At 56.1% G+C, this 15,660-nt stretch carries 16 protein-coding genes; 5 read left to right on the top strand and 11 right to left on the bottom strand.

The features are described 5' to 3' along the window. The first annotated feature begins 1 nt into the window (after position 1). Positions 2-1,024 carry a HoxN/HupN/NixA family nickel/cobalt transporter gene (locus HV107_RS04430; RefSeq protein ID WP_182062209.1) on the top strand — a complete coding sequence of 341 codons (1,023 nt, stop codon included), beginning with the start codon at positions 2-4 and terminating at the stop codon, positions 1,022-1,024. Here the strand turns inward: HV107_RS04430 and HV107_RS04425 are convergent. The 4 genes from HV107_RS04425 to norV form a co-directional block, all read right to left on the bottom strand. After that, positions 997-2,670 (bottom strand): SgrR family transcriptional regulator, encoded by a 1,674-nt coding sequence (locus tag HV107_RS04425; protein WP_182062208.1) that lies wholly within the window; start codon positions 2,668-2,670, stop codon positions 997-999. The two genes, HV107_RS04430 and HV107_RS04425, sit on opposite strands and share 28 nt — an antisense overlap. A gap of 163 nt (positions 2,671-2,833) precedes the next feature. Next, complete coding sequence (locus tag HV107_RS04420; protein WP_182062207.1) at positions 2,834-2,992, bottom strand: hypothetical protein; 159 nt, start codon at positions 2,990-2,992, stop codon at positions 2,834-2,836. A gap of 244 nt (positions 2,993-3,236) precedes the next feature. Next, on the bottom strand, positions 3,237-4,370 hold the full coding sequence (gene norW / locus HV107_RS04415; RefSeq protein ID WP_182062206.1) for an NADH:flavorubredoxin reductase NorW: 1,134 nt from the start codon (positions 4,368-4,370) through the stop codon (positions 3,237-3,239). Beyond that, positions 4,367-5,815, bottom strand: a complete 1,449-nt coding sequence (norV, locus tag HV107_RS04410; RefSeq protein WP_182062205.1) for an anaerobic nitric oxide reductase flavorubredoxin — start codon at positions 5,813-5,815, stop codon at positions 4,367-4,369. The genes norW and norV overlap by 4 nt, the downstream gene beginning before the upstream one ends. A 186-nt stretch (positions 5,816-6,001) precedes the next feature. Here norV and norR point away from each other — a divergent pair, with 186 nt between their 5' ends. Next, positions 6,002-7,516: a nitric oxide reductase transcriptional regulator NorR gene (norR, locus tag HV107_RS04405; RefSeq protein ID WP_182062204.1), complete on the top strand. Its 1,515-nt coding sequence runs from the start codon at positions 6,002-6,004 to the stop codon at positions 7,514-7,516. Here norR and gutQ read toward each other — a convergent pair. From gutQ to srlA, 7 genes are all read right to left on the bottom strand, one after another. Beyond that, positions 7,513-8,478, bottom strand: coding sequence for an arabinose-5-phosphate isomerase GutQ (gene gutQ / locus HV107_RS04400; protein ID WP_182062203.1), 966 nt, complete (start codon positions 8,476-8,478; stop codon positions 7,513-7,515). The two genes, norR and gutQ, sit on opposite strands and share 4 nt — an antisense overlap. Next, positions 8,471-9,244 carry a DNA-binding transcriptional repressor gene (locus tag HV107_RS04395; RefSeq protein WP_014071501.1) on the bottom strand — a complete coding sequence of 258 codons (774 nt, stop codon included), beginning with the start codon at positions 9,242-9,244 and terminating at the stop codon, positions 8,471-8,473. Before HV107_RS04395 ends, gutQ begins: the two co-directional genes overlap by 8 nt. Before the next feature lie 63 nt (positions 9,245-9,307). Next, a complete protein-coding gene (gene gutM / locus HV107_RS04390; RefSeq protein WP_182062202.1) occupies positions 9,308-9,667 on the bottom strand; it encodes a transcriptional regulator GutM in 360 nt (119 codons plus the stop codon). A 92-nt stretch (positions 9,668-9,759) separates the two neighbouring features. Further along, entirely contained in the window at positions 9,760-10,539 is a 780-nt protein-coding gene (gene srlD / locus HV107_RS04385) for a sorbitol-6-phosphate dehydrogenase (protein WP_182062201.1), read from the bottom strand. A 15-nt stretch (positions 10,540-10,554) separates the two neighbouring features. Continuing rightward, entirely contained in the window at positions 10,555-10,917 is a 363-nt protein-coding gene (gene srlB / locus HV107_RS04380; RefSeq protein ID WP_182062200.1) for a PTS glucitol/sorbitol transporter subunit IIA, read from the bottom strand. A 12-nt stretch (positions 10,918-10,929) separates the two neighbouring features. Further along, positions 10,930-11,901: a PTS glucitol/sorbitol transporter subunit IIB gene (locus HV107_RS04375; protein WP_182062199.1), complete on the bottom strand. Its 972-nt coding sequence runs from the start codon at positions 11,899-11,901 to the stop codon at positions 10,930-10,932. Then, positions 11,898-12,461 carry a PTS glucitol/sorbitol transporter subunit IIC gene (srlA, locus tag HV107_RS04370; RefSeq protein ID WP_182062198.1) on the bottom strand — a complete coding sequence of 188 codons (564 nt, stop codon included), beginning with the start codon at positions 12,459-12,461 and terminating at the stop codon, positions 11,898-11,900. Before srlA ends, HV107_RS04375 begins: the two co-directional genes overlap by 4 nt. A 274-nt stretch (positions 12,462-12,735) precedes the next feature. Between srlA and mltB the strand changes: the two genes are divergently transcribed. The 3 genes from mltB (at position 12,736) to HV107_RS04355 (ending at position 15,659) form a co-directional block, all read left to right on the top strand. Next, complete coding sequence (gene mltB, locus HV107_RS04365) at positions 12,736-13,836, top strand: lytic murein transglycosylase B (protein ID WP_182062197.1); 1,101 nt, start codon at positions 12,736-12,738, stop codon at positions 13,834-13,836. Positions 13,837-14,148: 312 nt separating this feature from the next. After that, positions 14,149-14,802, top strand: a complete 654-nt coding sequence (locus tag HV107_RS04360; RefSeq protein WP_182062196.1) for a metal ABC transporter ATP-binding protein — start codon at positions 14,149-14,151, stop codon at positions 14,800-14,802. Further along, complete coding sequence (locus tag HV107_RS04355; RefSeq protein WP_182062195.1) at positions 14,799-15,659, top strand: metal ABC transporter permease; 861 nt, start codon at positions 14,799-14,801, stop codon at positions 15,657-15,659. The genes HV107_RS04360 and HV107_RS04355 overlap by 4 nt, the downstream gene beginning before the upstream one ends. Position 15,660: the final 1 nt, after the last annotated feature.

Raw genomic sequence — 15,660 nt, 5'->3', positions numbered from 1 at the left:
AATGTTACGACTCTTACGCAACGAACCGCGTGCAGCGTTTTTGCTGCTGGCTCTGGTCATGGCCAATCTGCTCGCCTGGGGCTGGGCGTGGCGAACCTTCAGCGGCAGTACGGCGCTGATGGCGGCAAGCCTGCTGGCCTGGTGTTACGGGTTGCGTCACGCAGTGGATGCCGACCACATCGCGGCAATTGATACCGTGACGCGTAAGATGATGCAGCAGGGCCAGCGGCCCTCTGGCGTGGGGGCGTGGTTTTCGCTGGGCCACTCAACTATCGTGGTGCTGGCCTCGGTGGCGATTGCTGCCACCGCCACGGCGTTTCAGAAGAACATGGCCTGGTTTCATGAGACGGGCAGCCTGATCGGTACAGCGGTATCCGCGACGTTTCTGCTGGCGATGGCGCTAGTCAATATGGTGATTTTGCACGGTGTCTGGCGCAATTTTCAGGCGCTAAAAAACGGTCAGGCAATGAATGGCGATGTCACGCTTCCGGCTGCGGGTGGGGTGATGAACTGGCTGTTTGGCACTACATTCCGCCTGGTGAACAAAAGCTGGCAGATGTATCTGGTCGGTTTCCTGTTTGGGCTCGGGTTTGATACCGCAACCGAAATCGGTGTGCTGGGGATCTCCGCCGCCAGCGCCTCTAACGGTATGTCGGTCTGGTCGATCATGATCTTCCCGGCGCTGTTCGCCAGCGGGATGGCGCTTGTCGATACCCTGGATAACCTGCTGATGGTGGGAGCCTACGGCTGGGCGTTCAACAAACCGCAGCGTAAGATCTATTACAACATGACCATCACCGGCACTTCCGTTGTGGTTGCCCTGTTTATTGGCGGGCTGGAAGCGCTCGGTTTACTGATGGATAAATTTGCCCTGAGCGGTGGTATCTGGGATGCCATTGGTGCGGTTAATGACAATCTCGGTAATGCCGGGTTTGTGGTGGTTGGGCTGTTTGTCGTCTGCTGGCTCGTCTCGATGATCAACTACCGCTGGCGTGGTTACGATGCGCTGGTCGTACGCTCCTGAGGCATTGCCGGGGGCAGCCAGGCTCGCGTGAAATCCAGCCAGCCGCCTGCGGTCAGGACAATATCCTGCACGTTTTCCATGGTGTTAATGCGATAGCGATAGTGGAACAGCGGCGTACAGGCACCGCTCTCCAGCAGCCGCCGGAAAAAGGGGATGAGCTGCGAGTTCAGGCGCTCTTCGCTTTCGCAAAACCCCATCAACTGCTGTTTCTCTTCCTGCCAGCGGGCGTCGCCAAGTGCGGTGGCCCACGCGGGCTCGTCGGTAAACCATTCAGCCAGGGAAAAGCCTGGCAACTCGCCCGCCAGATAATCCCCCAGCACCAGGTCGGCCTGCTCTAGCGCACCGGGAGCGTGCCACTCATCGCGGTCTTTCCAGACGATAGTCAGCTCGCATTGGCGTTTTTTCAGGGCGGCATGAAGCGTATCGGCCAGCTCGAGCAGCTCCGGTGTGTGGTAGCAGACCAGGGTTAAGGCGGGCGGTAACGGGACGTCTGGTGCTGTCGGGAGCGGCGGTGTTTGCAGGCCGGGAAGGAGTTCGGTACGGGTTTGCAGATCGTCACGCTGTGCGAAGTTGCGCTGGCTCAAAAGGACGATTTCCTGGCGCAGCCAGGCGGCAAGCGGCTGCGCCAGTGCGATGTTAACCATTAACCACGCGAATCCGCCGCTGGTGGAGGTGACGGCTTCCTGAGCGCTTTTCCCTTTTCCGACGGTTATCCAGGCCGGTTTTTGCGCCCCGGCGCGGGTTCGCCAGAACTCTATCGCGTGCAAAAGCGGGTGGGCGGCAAAGTACCAGGGCTGACGCTCCAGTCGTAAAAAGTGGGAGTGATGACGGGCGATGGCAAACGGCCCGGCGCCGATATCCGGCTGTTGTGGATGAGGCAGGCGGCAGACGTGGTGCGCCAGACGATGCGCCAGCATGGCATCCGGTGCGTGCAGGGTAATATCAAGACACCAGGGGGCAGCAAGCGAAACCTGATGAACATGCTTAAGCCCCGAGTTGCGCGCCGGATCGGCCAGCAGCTGTTGTACTCCTGCAAAGATATCTTCGTCACTGATGGCCTGGCCGTTATGCCAGTGTGCGCCACTGCGCAGGTAAAACCGCCAGCAGAGGTTGTTATCACGGGTTTCCCAGTGGTGCGCCAGATCTGGCGCAGGGTATGGCTGGCCGGGTGTGTAGCGCGTCAGTCCTGCATGTACCGCGCAGATAATGTGCTGTTCGGCGCGGCGGCGCTGCAACGCCGGGTAAAGCGAGGTGAGCGGGCGATACCAGGGAATACGCAGGGTCGGCTGGTGCTTAAGCCATTTTCCCCCCAGAAAAGGGGTGATGATGTGATGCAGGCTGGCAGGGTCACCGTCTGCAAGTTGCAATGCGCTTTGATAGTCTCCCTTTTCCAGGCAGGCATGCATCAGCGGCGCGCTGAGCTCGCTGGTGGTTGCCAGGCAGTGCAGGATGGCGCGGTGCCCGCGCCCAGGCTGTGCGCTCCAGCTTAACCATCCGCTCTGGGCGAGCTGGCGCAACAGGGTGCGCGCATGGCGCTCGCTGCACAGGGCTGTTTCGGCAACCTCGGCGATGGTTGTTGGCTTCGGGTCTGCTCCGTAATGCTGATAAAGCCGTTGATACTGACGGATTTTCTGAAGCTGGCGCATGGGGCATTCCGCTGACAAAAAGGGATGCTGAGAGTGTAGGGTGTTTTGCGGAATAAATAAGGTCTGGTTAAGTAAAGTGTTCCGGTTTTTTTTGCCCGGCGGCGCTACGCTTGCACGGGCCTACGGGGTATGTAGGCTGGGTAAGCGCAGCGCCACCCGGCAATTACCGCTCATGTTTACTGACCGGCATCATCAGCTCACGCAAGCGGGCAATACGGGCTTCCGGACTCAGATAAAGCCAGCGGAATAAAATGTATTCCGCATTTTTCGTCTGCTGGAAATAACGAGAAAGATAATTGAGTTCTTTATTAAAGGTTGCCACGATTTGTCTCCGGCTGATTAATACCTTTTCAGCGTAAGCCGGATGAAAATAATAAAACAGGGTGATGTTTTTCAGCTGTTCCGCATTTATAAATTAATGGAAATAATAAATTAGGGATTGATAGCGATGATTTATCTTTTTTGTATTTATATGGCCAACAGGATGCGCAAAAAAAAGCCCCGGGACATCGGGGCGGCGGATAATAAAATCCTAAGGTTAAGTAAGCGTGGTAACAGACTGAAAACTAAGCGGGCAGCGATTTCAACAGTGTGAAAGCCTCCTTCATCCGATCTTCACTAACCACAAAGGCGCGTAGCTGACCGTCATTATCAGCGCCGCGGGCCACCATGCCCTGCGGCTCAATGGCTAACTGCCAGTTCAAATCCTGTCGCTGCGTTTCGCCTGCAAGATGCAGCGGTAACTCCGGCGTTTTCACCTTCACCAGCATGGCGGGTAATTTCAGCGGCGCGCTTGTCCCGAGCAGGTTTTTTGCCAGATACATGGCACTGAGCTGAATAGGTTGCAGAAAGGGCAATACCTGTCCGTTAATTTCCGCACAATCACCCAGGGCATAAATATCCGGCTGCGTGGTTTGCAGGTAACTGTCGACCTTCACACCGCGATTCGTTTCTGCGCCCGCACGGTGGGCAAGCGCTGTTTCCGGGCGCAGGCCGGTTGCGGCAATCACCACGTCAACCTCTACGCTGCGCTGGCGATCAAGCGTGGCGCGAATGCCGGTTTCGGTTTTGCTCAGACCTTGCAGCTGAGATTTCAGCAGCAGATGTACGCCCATATCGGTCAGCCGGTGTTGTAAGCGACTGCTTACTTCTGCTGGCATCAGTGCGGAAAGAATACTCGCGGCATGGTCAACCAGGGTGACTGCTTTTCCCGCGCGGCAAAAATCCATCGCCAGCTCGGTGCCAATCAGACCGCCGCCGACAATCATTACCCGCTGTGCGTCCCGCAGCCTGGTTTCGCTGGCCTGATATTCCTGCTGGCTGTTCAGTGTCACCATCAGCTCGCGACCTTCAACCGGTGGGACAAAAGCGGCCGCACCTGTTGCCAGCACCAGCTTGTCGTACTGCCAGGTTTTATCCTGGCTCTTCACGACATGCGCGGCGGCATCGATATCCGTAACCCAGGTATAGGGAAACAGACGCAGGTTAAATTGTTCTGCGAACTCTCCCGCCGTCTGGCGGGTGAGATCTTCTGCGCGCTGATTCTGGCTAATGACATGGCTTAAATCTGGCTTGTTGTACTCGTCCATGCTGTCGGCGGCAATAAGCGTCAGCGGCACGTTCGCGTCCTGTTTGCGGATATTTTTCACCAGCTGGCGGGCGGCAAAGCCCGAGCCGATGATCACGATCCCGTTGTTCATTTTGCCTCCGTACCCAGTTCGTCAAAGACGTCTTTACCCAATGAACATTCAGGGCACAGGAAGTTGTCCGGGACATTGCTCCACGGTGTGCCTGGTGCTACGTCCTGCAACGGTTCGCCCAGTTCCGGGTCGTAAATCCACTGGCACACGCTGCACTGCATACGCGGGCCGAGATTTGCCGCCGCGGCAGCCGCACAGGCGCAGGCTTCCTGCTGTTCAGGGGTTTTCACCGTGGATTCTGGCAGTGGAGCAAGCGCCCACTGACGTGCAATCTCGCGACCATGCTGGCGGCAGATTTCCAGGGCATCGATATCCGGTCGCCATTTGGCTTTCAGACTCATAGACATCTCAAAACCGGCGTCCTGCAAGCGGGTAGACAGACGGTCAACCGCGCCGCCGCTCCAGCCGTGTGAACCAAAAGCGCTGGCGCGTTTGTTACGGAAACGCAGACCTGTCATCTCTTCCACCAGACCAGCGATTTTCGGCATCATCACGTTGTTCATGGTGGACGTCCCCACCAGCACACCTTTGGAACGGAACACGTTGGTCAGAATGTCGTTTTTATCGCTGCGCGCCACGTTAAAGATTTTCACCGCCACGTTCGGGTCAACTTCGTTGATGCCCTGGGCAATCGCATCCGCCATCATGCGGGTGTTGTTGGACATGGTGTCGTAGAAAATCGTGATGCGGTCTTCCTGATAATCCGCTGCCCATTTCAGATACATCTCAACGATCTGGGTTGGGTTTTCACGCCACACGACGCCGTGAGAGGTCGCAATCATATCAACCGGCAGATTGAAGCCGAGGATCTCGGTGATTTTCGGCGTCACCAGACGGCTGAATGGCGTCAGGATATTGGCATAGTAGCGCTGGCACTGCTCAAACAGCTCGGCCTGATCCACTTCGTCGTTGAACAGACGTTCGTCGCAGTAGTGCTGGCCGAATGCATCGTTACTGAACAGCACCGCGTCGCCGGTCATGTAAGTCATCATGCTGTCAGGCCAGTGCAGCATTGGCGTTTCAACGAAGATCAGCTGTTTGCCGTTGCCGATATCCAGTGAGTCACCGGTTTTCACGGTGTGGAAGTTCCACTCCGGGTGGTGGTGGTGACCGTTGATTGAGTCGATAGCATTGGTGGTGCAGTAAATTGGGGTATTTGGGATATAAGACATCAGCTCGGTCAGCGCGCCGGCGTGGTCTTCTTCTGCATGGTTGATAATGATGTAGTCGATAGCGTTCAGATCGATTTCGCTACGCAGGTTCTGCACGAACTCGCGGCTGAATTTGTGATCGACGGTATCGATCAGAACATTTTTACCTTCACGGATGAGGTAGCTGTTGTAGCTGCTGCCGCGCAGCGTTTTGTATTCAGTTCCGTGGAAATCACGCACTTCCCAGTCACGTTGGCCAACCCAATGAATGTTATTTTTAACCAGAATAGACATAGCAACCTCAATTAATACGGCGTTTTCAAATAAGATGTTTTAGCTATATCAAGTTGCGTGCCAACTTTTTATCTGATTGATTTAAATGTATTTAATTGTTTATTACTCGTAATGGGTAGTCATTATGACTATCTTAAAAACTGTCAATATGACAATATGCATTGTCAAAATGACAGCGAGGTTGAGATGAGCTTTTCTGTAAACGTACTGGCGAAGATCGCCATTGAACTGCAAACCGGTATTGGCCATCAGGACCGATTTCAACGGCTGATCTCCACGCTCCGCGACGTGCTGGAGTGTGATGCCTCGGCGCTGCTGCGTTACGAAGGTCGGCAGTTTATTCCGCTGGCCATCGACGGCCTGGCGCAGGATGTGCTGGGGCGGCGCTTTACGCTGGAAGGCCATCCACGGCTGGAAACTATCGCCCGTGCGGGTGATGTGGTGCGTTTCCCTGCCGACAGCGACTTGCCTGATCCCTATGATGGGCTGATCCCGGGGCAGGAGAGCCTCAAAGTACACGCCTGTATTGGCCTGCCGCTGTTTGCCGGGCAGAACCTGATTGGCGCCCTGACGCTTGATGGTATGTCACCGGATCAGTTCGATACCTTCAGTGACGAAGAGCTGCGGCTGATTGCGGCCCTGGCTTCCGGTGCGCTTAACAACGCACTGCTGATTGAACAGCTGGAGAGCCAGAACATTCTGCCGGGTAGCCCGGCGGCATTTGAACAGGTCACCCACACCGAGATGATTGGCCTTTCGCCGGGCATGGTGCAGCTCAAAAAAGAGATCGACATTGTGGCGGCTTCTGATTTGAACGTGCTGATTTTCGGTGAAACCGGCACCGGTAAAGAGCTGGTGGCAAAGTCGATTCACGAAGCTTCTCCACGTGTGGTCAACCCGCTGGTGTACCTCAACTGTGCTGCGTTGCCGGAAAGCGTGGCAGAAAGTGAGTTGTTTGGTCACGTTAAAGGGGCGTTTACCGGGGCCATCAGCAACCGCAGCGGTAAGTTTGAAATGGCGGATAACGGCACGTTATTCCTCGACGAGATTGGCGAGCTGTCTTTGTCGTTACAGGCCAAACTGCTGCGCGTGTTGCAGTACGGTGATATTCAGCGCGTGGGGGACGATCGCAGCTTAAGAGTGGATGTACGCGTGCTGGCGGCGACCAACCGCGACCTGCGTGAAGAGGTGCTGGCCGGGAATTTCCGTGCTGACCTGTTCCACCGCCTGAGCGTCTTCCCGCTTTCCGTCCCTGCGCTGCGTGAGCGCGGTGAAGATGTGGTTCTGCTGGCGGGTTACTTCTGCGAACAGTGTCGTCTGCGGATGGGGCTTTCCCGCGTGGTGTTAAGCCCCGGGGCGAGAACACATCTGTTAAGTTACGGCTGGCCGGGCAACGTGCGTGAACTGGAACATGCCATCCACCGTGCCGTCGTGCTGGCACGGGCCGCACGTTCAGGTGATGAAGTGCTGATCCACGCGCGTCATTTTGCGCTGCATGATGAAACCGCGCATGTTGTGACTCAGGACATCCCGGAAATCAGCAACGAGAACCTGCGCGAAGCAACAGAAGAGTTTCAACGGCAGATGATCACCCGCGTGCTTGAGCAAAATAACCGCAGCTGGTCGGCGTGCGCGCGGGCGCTGGAAACGGACGTCGCCAACCTGCACCGGCTGGCGAAACGTCTGGGTCTGAAAGGTTAGATGATCCCGGCCTGATAGAAATCTTGCAGGTTGATTGCACCGCAAAGCTTGCCGCTCTCATCGACCACCGGGGCGGCAGTTATTTTGCGCTTCATCAGCACCTCTTTGGCTTCGATGGCGCGGCTTTCTGCATTCAGCGTCAGCCCGCCCTGGGTCATTGCTTCTGAAACCTGAGATTCCAGCTTGCCTCCGCCGACCAGCCAGCGACGCAGGTCGCCGTCGGTAAAGACGCCTTTCACAAAACCGTTGTTATCGCAGACGGCAACCAGCCCAAGCCCGGTACGGCTCAGCTCCAGCATCGCATCCATCACGCTGGTATCCAGTGTTACCTGTGGAATGGCATCGTCGGTGCGCATCAGGTGGTGCACTTTATTGAGTAGCCGTGCGCCCAGCGCGCCTGCAGGGTGAGAACGGGCAAAATCTTCTTCATTAAAGCCGCGCGCCTGCATAACCGCCATCGCCAGCGCGTCACCCAGCATCAGGGTGTTTACGGTGCTGGAGGTGGGGGCCAGGTGCATCGGGCAGGCTTCACGCTCTACGGAAACATCCAGCACCGCTTTTGCCGCCAGCGCCAGCGGCGAGCGGGATTTTCCGGTCATCGCCAGCAGGGCAACGGCTTTTTCCTGCAAGCGCGGAATGATGAGATCCAGCTCTTTTGCCGAGCCGGAGTAGGAGATAAACAGCATCACGTCGCGGCTTTCAATCATCCCCAGATCGCCATGCAGCGCTTCTGCCGGATGAACAAAGAACGCAGGCGTTCCGGTACTCGCAAGCGTGGCGGCAATCTTCTTACCGATATGGCCGGATTTGCCCATACCTGAGACGATCACTTTGCCTTCACACTGAATGATGGTGTTCGCCGCACGGACAAAATCATCGCCCAGGCGATCCGGCAGGCGGCTCGCTTCCTGCAATTCGAGCATCAGGGTCTGGCGGCCTGCGTTTAACAGAAAATCACTCATCTTTGTCTCCGGTTACGATAACGTCGATTCCTTTCTCTTCCAGCGCTTTTTTAAACGCCGGATCGATGCCCGCATCGGTAATCAGCTTATCGACACTTTCAAGGCTGCACACAATATTGGGGCTTTTACGGCCAAACTTCGACGAGTCTGCCATCAAAATGACTTCCCGCGCGGCGTTACACATGGCTTTGCTGACGCTGAACACTTCATTAAACGTGGTCACCCCGGCGTTCAGGTCGATGCCGTCCGTCCCCATAAACAGTTTATCAAAGCTGAAGTGGTCGAAGGCATTCTCGGCCAGCTGGCCGTGGAACGAGGCTGATTTTTTACGGAACGTCCCGCCTGGCATCAGGATGGTTTGCTCGCAGTCGTTCTCCGACAGGGCGTTAACGATGTGCAGGCTGTTGGTCATCACGGTGATGTTGTTAAAGCGGCTGAGCATCGGGATCATCTGCAATACCGTGCTGCCGGCATCCAGAATGATGGAGTCGCCATCGTGGATAAACTTCACGGCAGCTTCGGCAATCAGCGCTTTCTGGTGGGTATTGATCAGCGTTTTGTGGTCGATAGGGGGATCGGCTTCGTCTTTATTGAGCATCACTCCGCCGTAGGTGCGGATGACGGCACCGGAGTTTTCGAGCAACACCAGGTCTTTGCGTATCGTCGTGCCGGTGGTGTCAAAGTAGTGCGCCAGTTCCTCTACCGAGCATTTCCCCTGCTTTTGCAGATGCTCCAGAATGGCCGCCTGCCGCTGACGTGGTTTCATAGGCGCTCTGTTCCTTAAGTTGCAAAATGATAATTTCGCAAGCTTATAGCGTTCACAACGAAATTATCTATGTTTCAGATTAAGCGCTAATGATAGTGCATTCTGACAGAGTGAATCATGGGGAAAGATCACATCAGGCTGCAATTCCTGCAACGATTTGCCGTTAATTGCCTGGATTTTCGCCGGTCGGGCAAAAACCGTCATCCCGCGCATGATGAGTGAATCGCAGACATTGTCATGTTCATCCAGTGCAACCGCCACGACCACGCGCGGTTTGAAGCGCCCGCCAGAGCGCCCGACGCCCACGCGGCCTTTCTGACACAATGCATCAAACGCGCGGTTGAACTGATGGATTTGCCAGCCGCCAAACGCCATCTGGCAGATCCAGGCGATAGCGGCGACGGTGATGAGTGCTGTAACCATGTTGGCTCCTTAATTGCCGGGTGGTGGTTGCACCTTACCCGGCCTACGGGGTTTTGTAGCCCCGGTAAGCGCAGCGCCACCGGGGAATGAACTCAGAACATCACCTGCCCACCGGTCACATTAATCGACTGTCCGGTGCAATATGAGGCTTTCGGGCTGGCGTAAAACAGCAGCATATTTAGCACGTCCTGATAGTCGCAGCCGCGCTTCAGCGGTACTTTGTCGATGTAATACTGTTCTACTTCATCGGCGTTAATCCCAAGCTTGGTGGCGTATTGTGGCAGCAGGGACTGGAACATCGGTGATTTCAGCAGGTTGCCCAGCATCAACGAGTGCACGGTGATCCCGTACTCGGCGAGATCCAGCGCCAGGGATTGCGTCAGCCCTACGCCCCCAAATTTGGCCGCACTGTAACCCGAGTTGTGTTTACTGCCCACTTTGCCGGATTTCGAGTTGATCTGGATGATGCGTCCCTGAACACCGTCGCGGATCATCAGACGCGAAAACTCGCGAGCGCAGAGGAAATAGCCCACCAGATTCACCTGCAAGGAGCGGTCAAAATCCCCCAGCGCAAAGTCGCTGATAAACGCCGCTTTCGCAATCCCGGCGCTGTAAACCAGCAGGTCGGTACGGCCAAAAATTTCGTCCACTCCGCGGGCAAGCGCCATTACGCTATGCTCGCTGGTGGCATCGGCGCCAAACCCGTACGCCATCCCTTCACCAAATTCGGTATTGATGGTGTCCGCCACGCGGGCGGCTTTTTCACTCTGAATATCGACAACCGCCACGCGGTAACCTTCTGCGGCAAGCCCACGGCAGAGGAACTCTCCTAAGGTTTGTCCCCCACCAATGACAACGGCAACCTGACTCATATTTCTCTCCTTAAATTACGCAACAAACTTTAATGTGCAGCCCGGGGTAACAGCCTGCGGAACAGGGCCATCCACATGAACGGTGCCGGGATATTCCGCCTGCGGCTGGCCGTCAAACCGCAGGGTGATATGCCCCAGTTCACGCAGATTTTGTTCAGCCACATCGCCCACGGCGGTCACGGCATAACGCATTTCACCCAGCTCCAGCTGGCTGCCGGGCTTGAGTTCACCGTTTAGCTCGCCATGGCAATGAATAAAACAGAACTCTTCGATATCCGCTGGCGCGCCTTCGCGAAAGGTAATCAGCATCTGGTCGCTGAGCGCATCGGCCGCGCTCTGGCCGATGCGGGTAATGGTGGTTTGGTAAATCACGGTCATCACAGGAACCTCTTATTGATAAATAAATCCAGAGACAAACCAGGCAATCAGCACCGTTGGCGCACCCGTCAGGAAGCGGCTCACCAGAACCGATGGCACGCCAACGCGTACGGTGTCCTGACGCGCTTCGGCAAGCGAAAGCCCAACCGGGATAAAGTCGCACGCCGCCTGGGCGTTAATGGCAAACAGAGCGGGCAGGGCAAGGTGCGGGGGAATATTGCCCAGACCAATTTGCACGCCAATCAGCACGCCGATCACCTGCGCAATCACCGCGCCCGGGCCGAGGAACGGCGACAGCAGTGGGAAGGAGCAGATCAGCGCCAGCGTCACCAGCCCAAGCGGATGGCTGGCAAGCGGGGCAAGACCGTGGGCAATCCAGTCGCCCAGGCCCGACGCCATGATGATGCCGATAAGCGCCGAAACGAATGCCATAAACGGCAGAATGGTTTTCAACACGGTGTCGATGGTGTCGCGCCCGGACTGGAACAGCACCGCCACCGCCGAGCCCATCCCCATCCCGACTTTCGCCAGCAGTCCGTCGCTCTGCTCGGTGATTTTCTTGCTGGTGTCGTAATCGCGCGGCGCCGCTTTCGCCTCAGTTTTCTGTGGGGCAGCAGCACCATCAGCCAGACGAATGTTGTCTTCTTTCACGCCGGAAACATAAATGTCTTCAATGATGTACTGAGCCAGCGGGCCAGATTTCCCGGTTGAATGGATATTCACGGTCGGGATACGGCGTTTTGGATAAATGCCGCAGCGCAACGTGCCGCCGCAGTCGATTACGGCAACGCCGATTTCGGACTCTGGCGGCTCGCCTTCTTTGAAGCCGTCTACCGCTTCCCAGCCGGTCAATTCGCGCAGCTTGTCGACAATCGCCGGGCGTGTGCCTGCGGTGATGTAAACAATCTTTTTACCCGGTGTGGCGTCGAGTTCCAGCGGGCCACCCCAGCCGCCCGTTCCTTTTTCAATACGAATTCGGCTCATGCTGTGGCTCCTGAAAGCTGGACGTTTTGTTCAAGCTGAATGCCCATTTTTTTCTCGAAAATCGCCGTGGTGAGGTCGGTCACCCAGCCACGGAAGAAGTTAGTGACCAGGCCGACCAGCAAATAGCTCACCGCCAGCGGGCCGAGCGGCAGGCCAAGCGTCGTCAGGCCGCTGGCAATACCGAGGTAAACAAACAATTCGCCGGGGTTGATGTGCGGGAACAGGCCATTCATCGAGTGGCAGCTATAAGATGCAGCGGCGTAATAACTCGGCTTGTATTTCTCTGGCATAAAGCGGCCGAGGCTTAAGGTCATTGGGTTGCAGAACACGAAAGTGCCGATGAAGGGCAGGACAAGGTAACGGGATAACGGATTCCCGGCGCAGCGCTGGGCAAAGCGTTCAATGCGTTTTTGGCCGATAAAGTTAATCAGCGCGTTCATGATAACCAGCAGGCTTATCAGCAGCGGCAGGATCCCGGTCACCATGCCGGTAAACACTTCTCCGCCTTTCTGAAATAGCCCGATGAACCACTCGGCGCCGTGGGTGATGATATCTATCATTCTTCTCTCCTGTGGGGCTTCTTGTTTTTGTATAACTGCGGCTAATAATAATCACTTTGAAAGGTTTTAAAGTGTTAATTAGATCTCACAATGAAAGAAAAATGTATTAATTTTGAAAGTTTATGGGCGAGAGAAAAGTGCTTTGGTTGAAAAAAGTGCAGATTTGCGTTGGGGAGCGTAAAGATTTGGTAGTGGGCGCGAGTACCGCTTCCTTGAGGTGTCGGGGATGTTTTACCATACTGGCTTCTTGTCGAACTCGTTAAATGGATGTCCCATGTTCAAGCGTCGTTATGCAGCGTTGTTACCTGCGCTTATCCTGCTTTCTGCCTGTAGTAGCAAACCTAAAACTGAAACCGCTCAGCCCACTGCTGGTGCGCCTTCAGGGGGATTCTTGCTTGAGCCTCAGCACAATACGATGCAGATGGGCGGCGACTTCGCGAATAACCCGGCAGCCGAGCAGTTCATCGATAATATGGTGAGCAAACACGGTTTTGACAGACAACAGCTGCATGAGATCCTCTCCCAGGCGAAACGTCTGGATTACGTGCTGCGTCTGATGGACAGACAAGCCCCGACCGCACAGGCGCCGACCGGGCCAAATGGCGCATGGTTGCGTTACCGCAAACAGTTTATTACCCCGGACAACGTGCAAAATGGCGTGGTGTTCTGGAACCAGTATGAAGATGCCCTGAACCGCGCGTGGCAGGTGTACGGCGTACCGCCTGAAATTATCGTCGGGATCATTGGCGTTGAAACCCGCTGGGGCCGTGTGATGGGTAAGACCCGCATCCTGGATGCGCTGGCAACGCTCTCCTTTAACTATCCGCGCCGTGCTGAATACTTCTCTTCTGAGCTGGAAACCTTCCTGCTGATGGCGCGTAACGAACAGGACGATCCGCTGGATCTGAAAGGGTCGTTTGCCGGGGCAATGGGCTATGGCCAGTTTATGCCGTCTTCCTATAAGCAGTACGCCGTTGACTTTAACGGTGATGGCCACATCAACCTGTGGGATCCGGTGGATGCTATCGGCAGCGTGGCGAACTACTTCAAAGCGCATGGCTGGGTACCGGGCGACCAGGTTGCCGTGCAGGCCAATGGTCAGGCTCCGGGCCTGGAAAATGGCTTCAAAACCAACTACAGCATTTCGCAACTGGCAGCAGCGGGCTTAACACCAACGCAATCGCTGGGTAATGCACAGCAGGCGAGCCTGCTGCGTCTGGATATTGGTACGGGTTATCAGTACTGGTACGGGCTGCCGAACTTCTTCACCATTACCCGCTACAACCACAGTACCCATTACGCGATGGCAGTGTGGCAATTGGGGCTGGCGGTGTCACAGGCGCGTACGCCAGCGGCGTCTCCGTTTAGTCAGTAACTCATTCTGACGGGTAGGCCGGGTAAGGCAACGCCGCCACCCGGCATGGCTGCATGCACGATGCGGCCTGATGCCCTCACCCTGACCCTCTCCAATGGGAGAGGGGCATCCCGTAGAAACATTTCGCCACACTCCCTTTTACCTCTCTCATTTACATCTTAATTATCTTTCATTATTGTTATGTTATAACATTTGATGTGGTGCTGAGATGTCAACGTCCTTTTTCTCCCTTTCCGCACTGACGCGATTTCTACTGGCGTTGGTGCTTATTGTCTTTATCGGGCTGGCCGTGCGCTGGGCGGTGGCCTTGCCATGATCGTCATGAATCAACTGACCGCAGGCTATGAACGCCAGCCCGTCACCGGTGCTATTACCGGTGTTATTGAACACGGGAGTATGACCGCCATCATCGGTGCCAACGGCTGCGGGAAATCGACATTGCTGAAAACGCTCGCCGGGTTTATCCCGCCCGTAAGCGGCAGCTTTCGCTGGCAGGGAAAACGCCCGGTGATCGGCTGGCTCGCGCAGCGCCATGCCCTGGAAACTCAATTTCCGCTGACCGTGCTGGATGTTGTCAGCATGGGATGCTGGCCGGGAATTTCGCTGCTTGCCGGATTACGACGGGGAGCGCGGCTGCGTATCGGCAGCGCTCTTGAGCGCGTGGGGCTGGAGTCGATGGCGCTTTCCACTATTGATGAACTCTCTGGCGGCCAGTTTCAGCGCATGTTATTTGCCCGCGTATTAGTGCAACAGGCCCCGCTGGTGATGCTCGATGAACCCTTTACAGGCGTTGACGAAGCAACCTGCAACGTGCTGATGGCGCTGATGCTGGAGATGTACCAGCAGGGGCAAACGCTGCTGGCGGTGCTGCATGACAGCGAGCGCGTGGCGCGCCACTTCCCGCAAACATTACGACTGGATTCCGATATCCCTTTCTTGCAAACCGAACGGGTGAAGGTGGCATGATCTGGCATCTCTTTTTCCAGCCGTTCATCGACTACGGCTTTATGCGTCGCGCACTGGTGGTGTGCCTGGCGCTGTCTGTCAGCACCACTGCGCTGGGGGTCTTTCTTCTGTTACGCCGCATGAGCCTGATGGGCGATGCCTTGTCACACGCGATTTTGCCAGGTGTGGCAGTGGGATACTTACTGAGCGGGATGTCACTGCTGGCGATGAGTCTCGGCGGTTTTATCGCCGGGATTGTGGTAGCGCTGGTGGCCGGTCTGGTTAGCCGTCGCACACCGCTTAAAGAGGATGCCAGTTTTGCCGGTTTATATCTTGGCTCGCTGGCGCTGGGCGTCACGCTGGTGTCGCTGCGCGGTTCAAACGTTGACCTGCTGCATTTGCTGTTTGGCTCCATTCTGGCGGTGGATAACGACGCGGCGATGTTCGTGGCTGGTGTGTGTATCTTCACCCTGATTACGCTGGCTATTTTTTATCGTGGCCTGGTGACGGAGGCGTTCGATACAGCCTGGTTGCAGGTTAACGCCCGCGGGTTGCCAGGCCTGTTGCACGGCCTGTTTCTCGCTCTGCTGGTACTCAATCTGGTGGCCGGTTTCCAGGTGCTCGGCACGCTGATGGCAGTCGGGCTGATGATGCTACCTGCGGTAGCCGCGCGCTGCTGGGTTCGTACGCTGCCTGGGTTGCTCCTGATGGCCGGTATTAGCGGTATTTTTTGCGCATGGCTGGGGTTAAGCCTCTCCTGGGCGGTGAGTTTACCTGCCGGGCCGTCCATTGTGCTGACCGCCAGCGCGTTGTTCTTTATTTCGGTTTTATTTGGCACGCGCAGCAGGCTGGCTGGCAGTCTGCGCACGCTTTTTTAAC

Origin of the sequence: Enterobacter sp. RHBSTW-00175, assembly GCF_013927005.1 — a bacterium.
Taxonomy (GTDB): domain Bacteria; phylum Pseudomonadota; class Gammaproteobacteria; order Enterobacterales; family Enterobacteriaceae; genus Enterobacter.
This window is presented reverse-complemented; position numbering and strand designations above follow the sequence as displayed.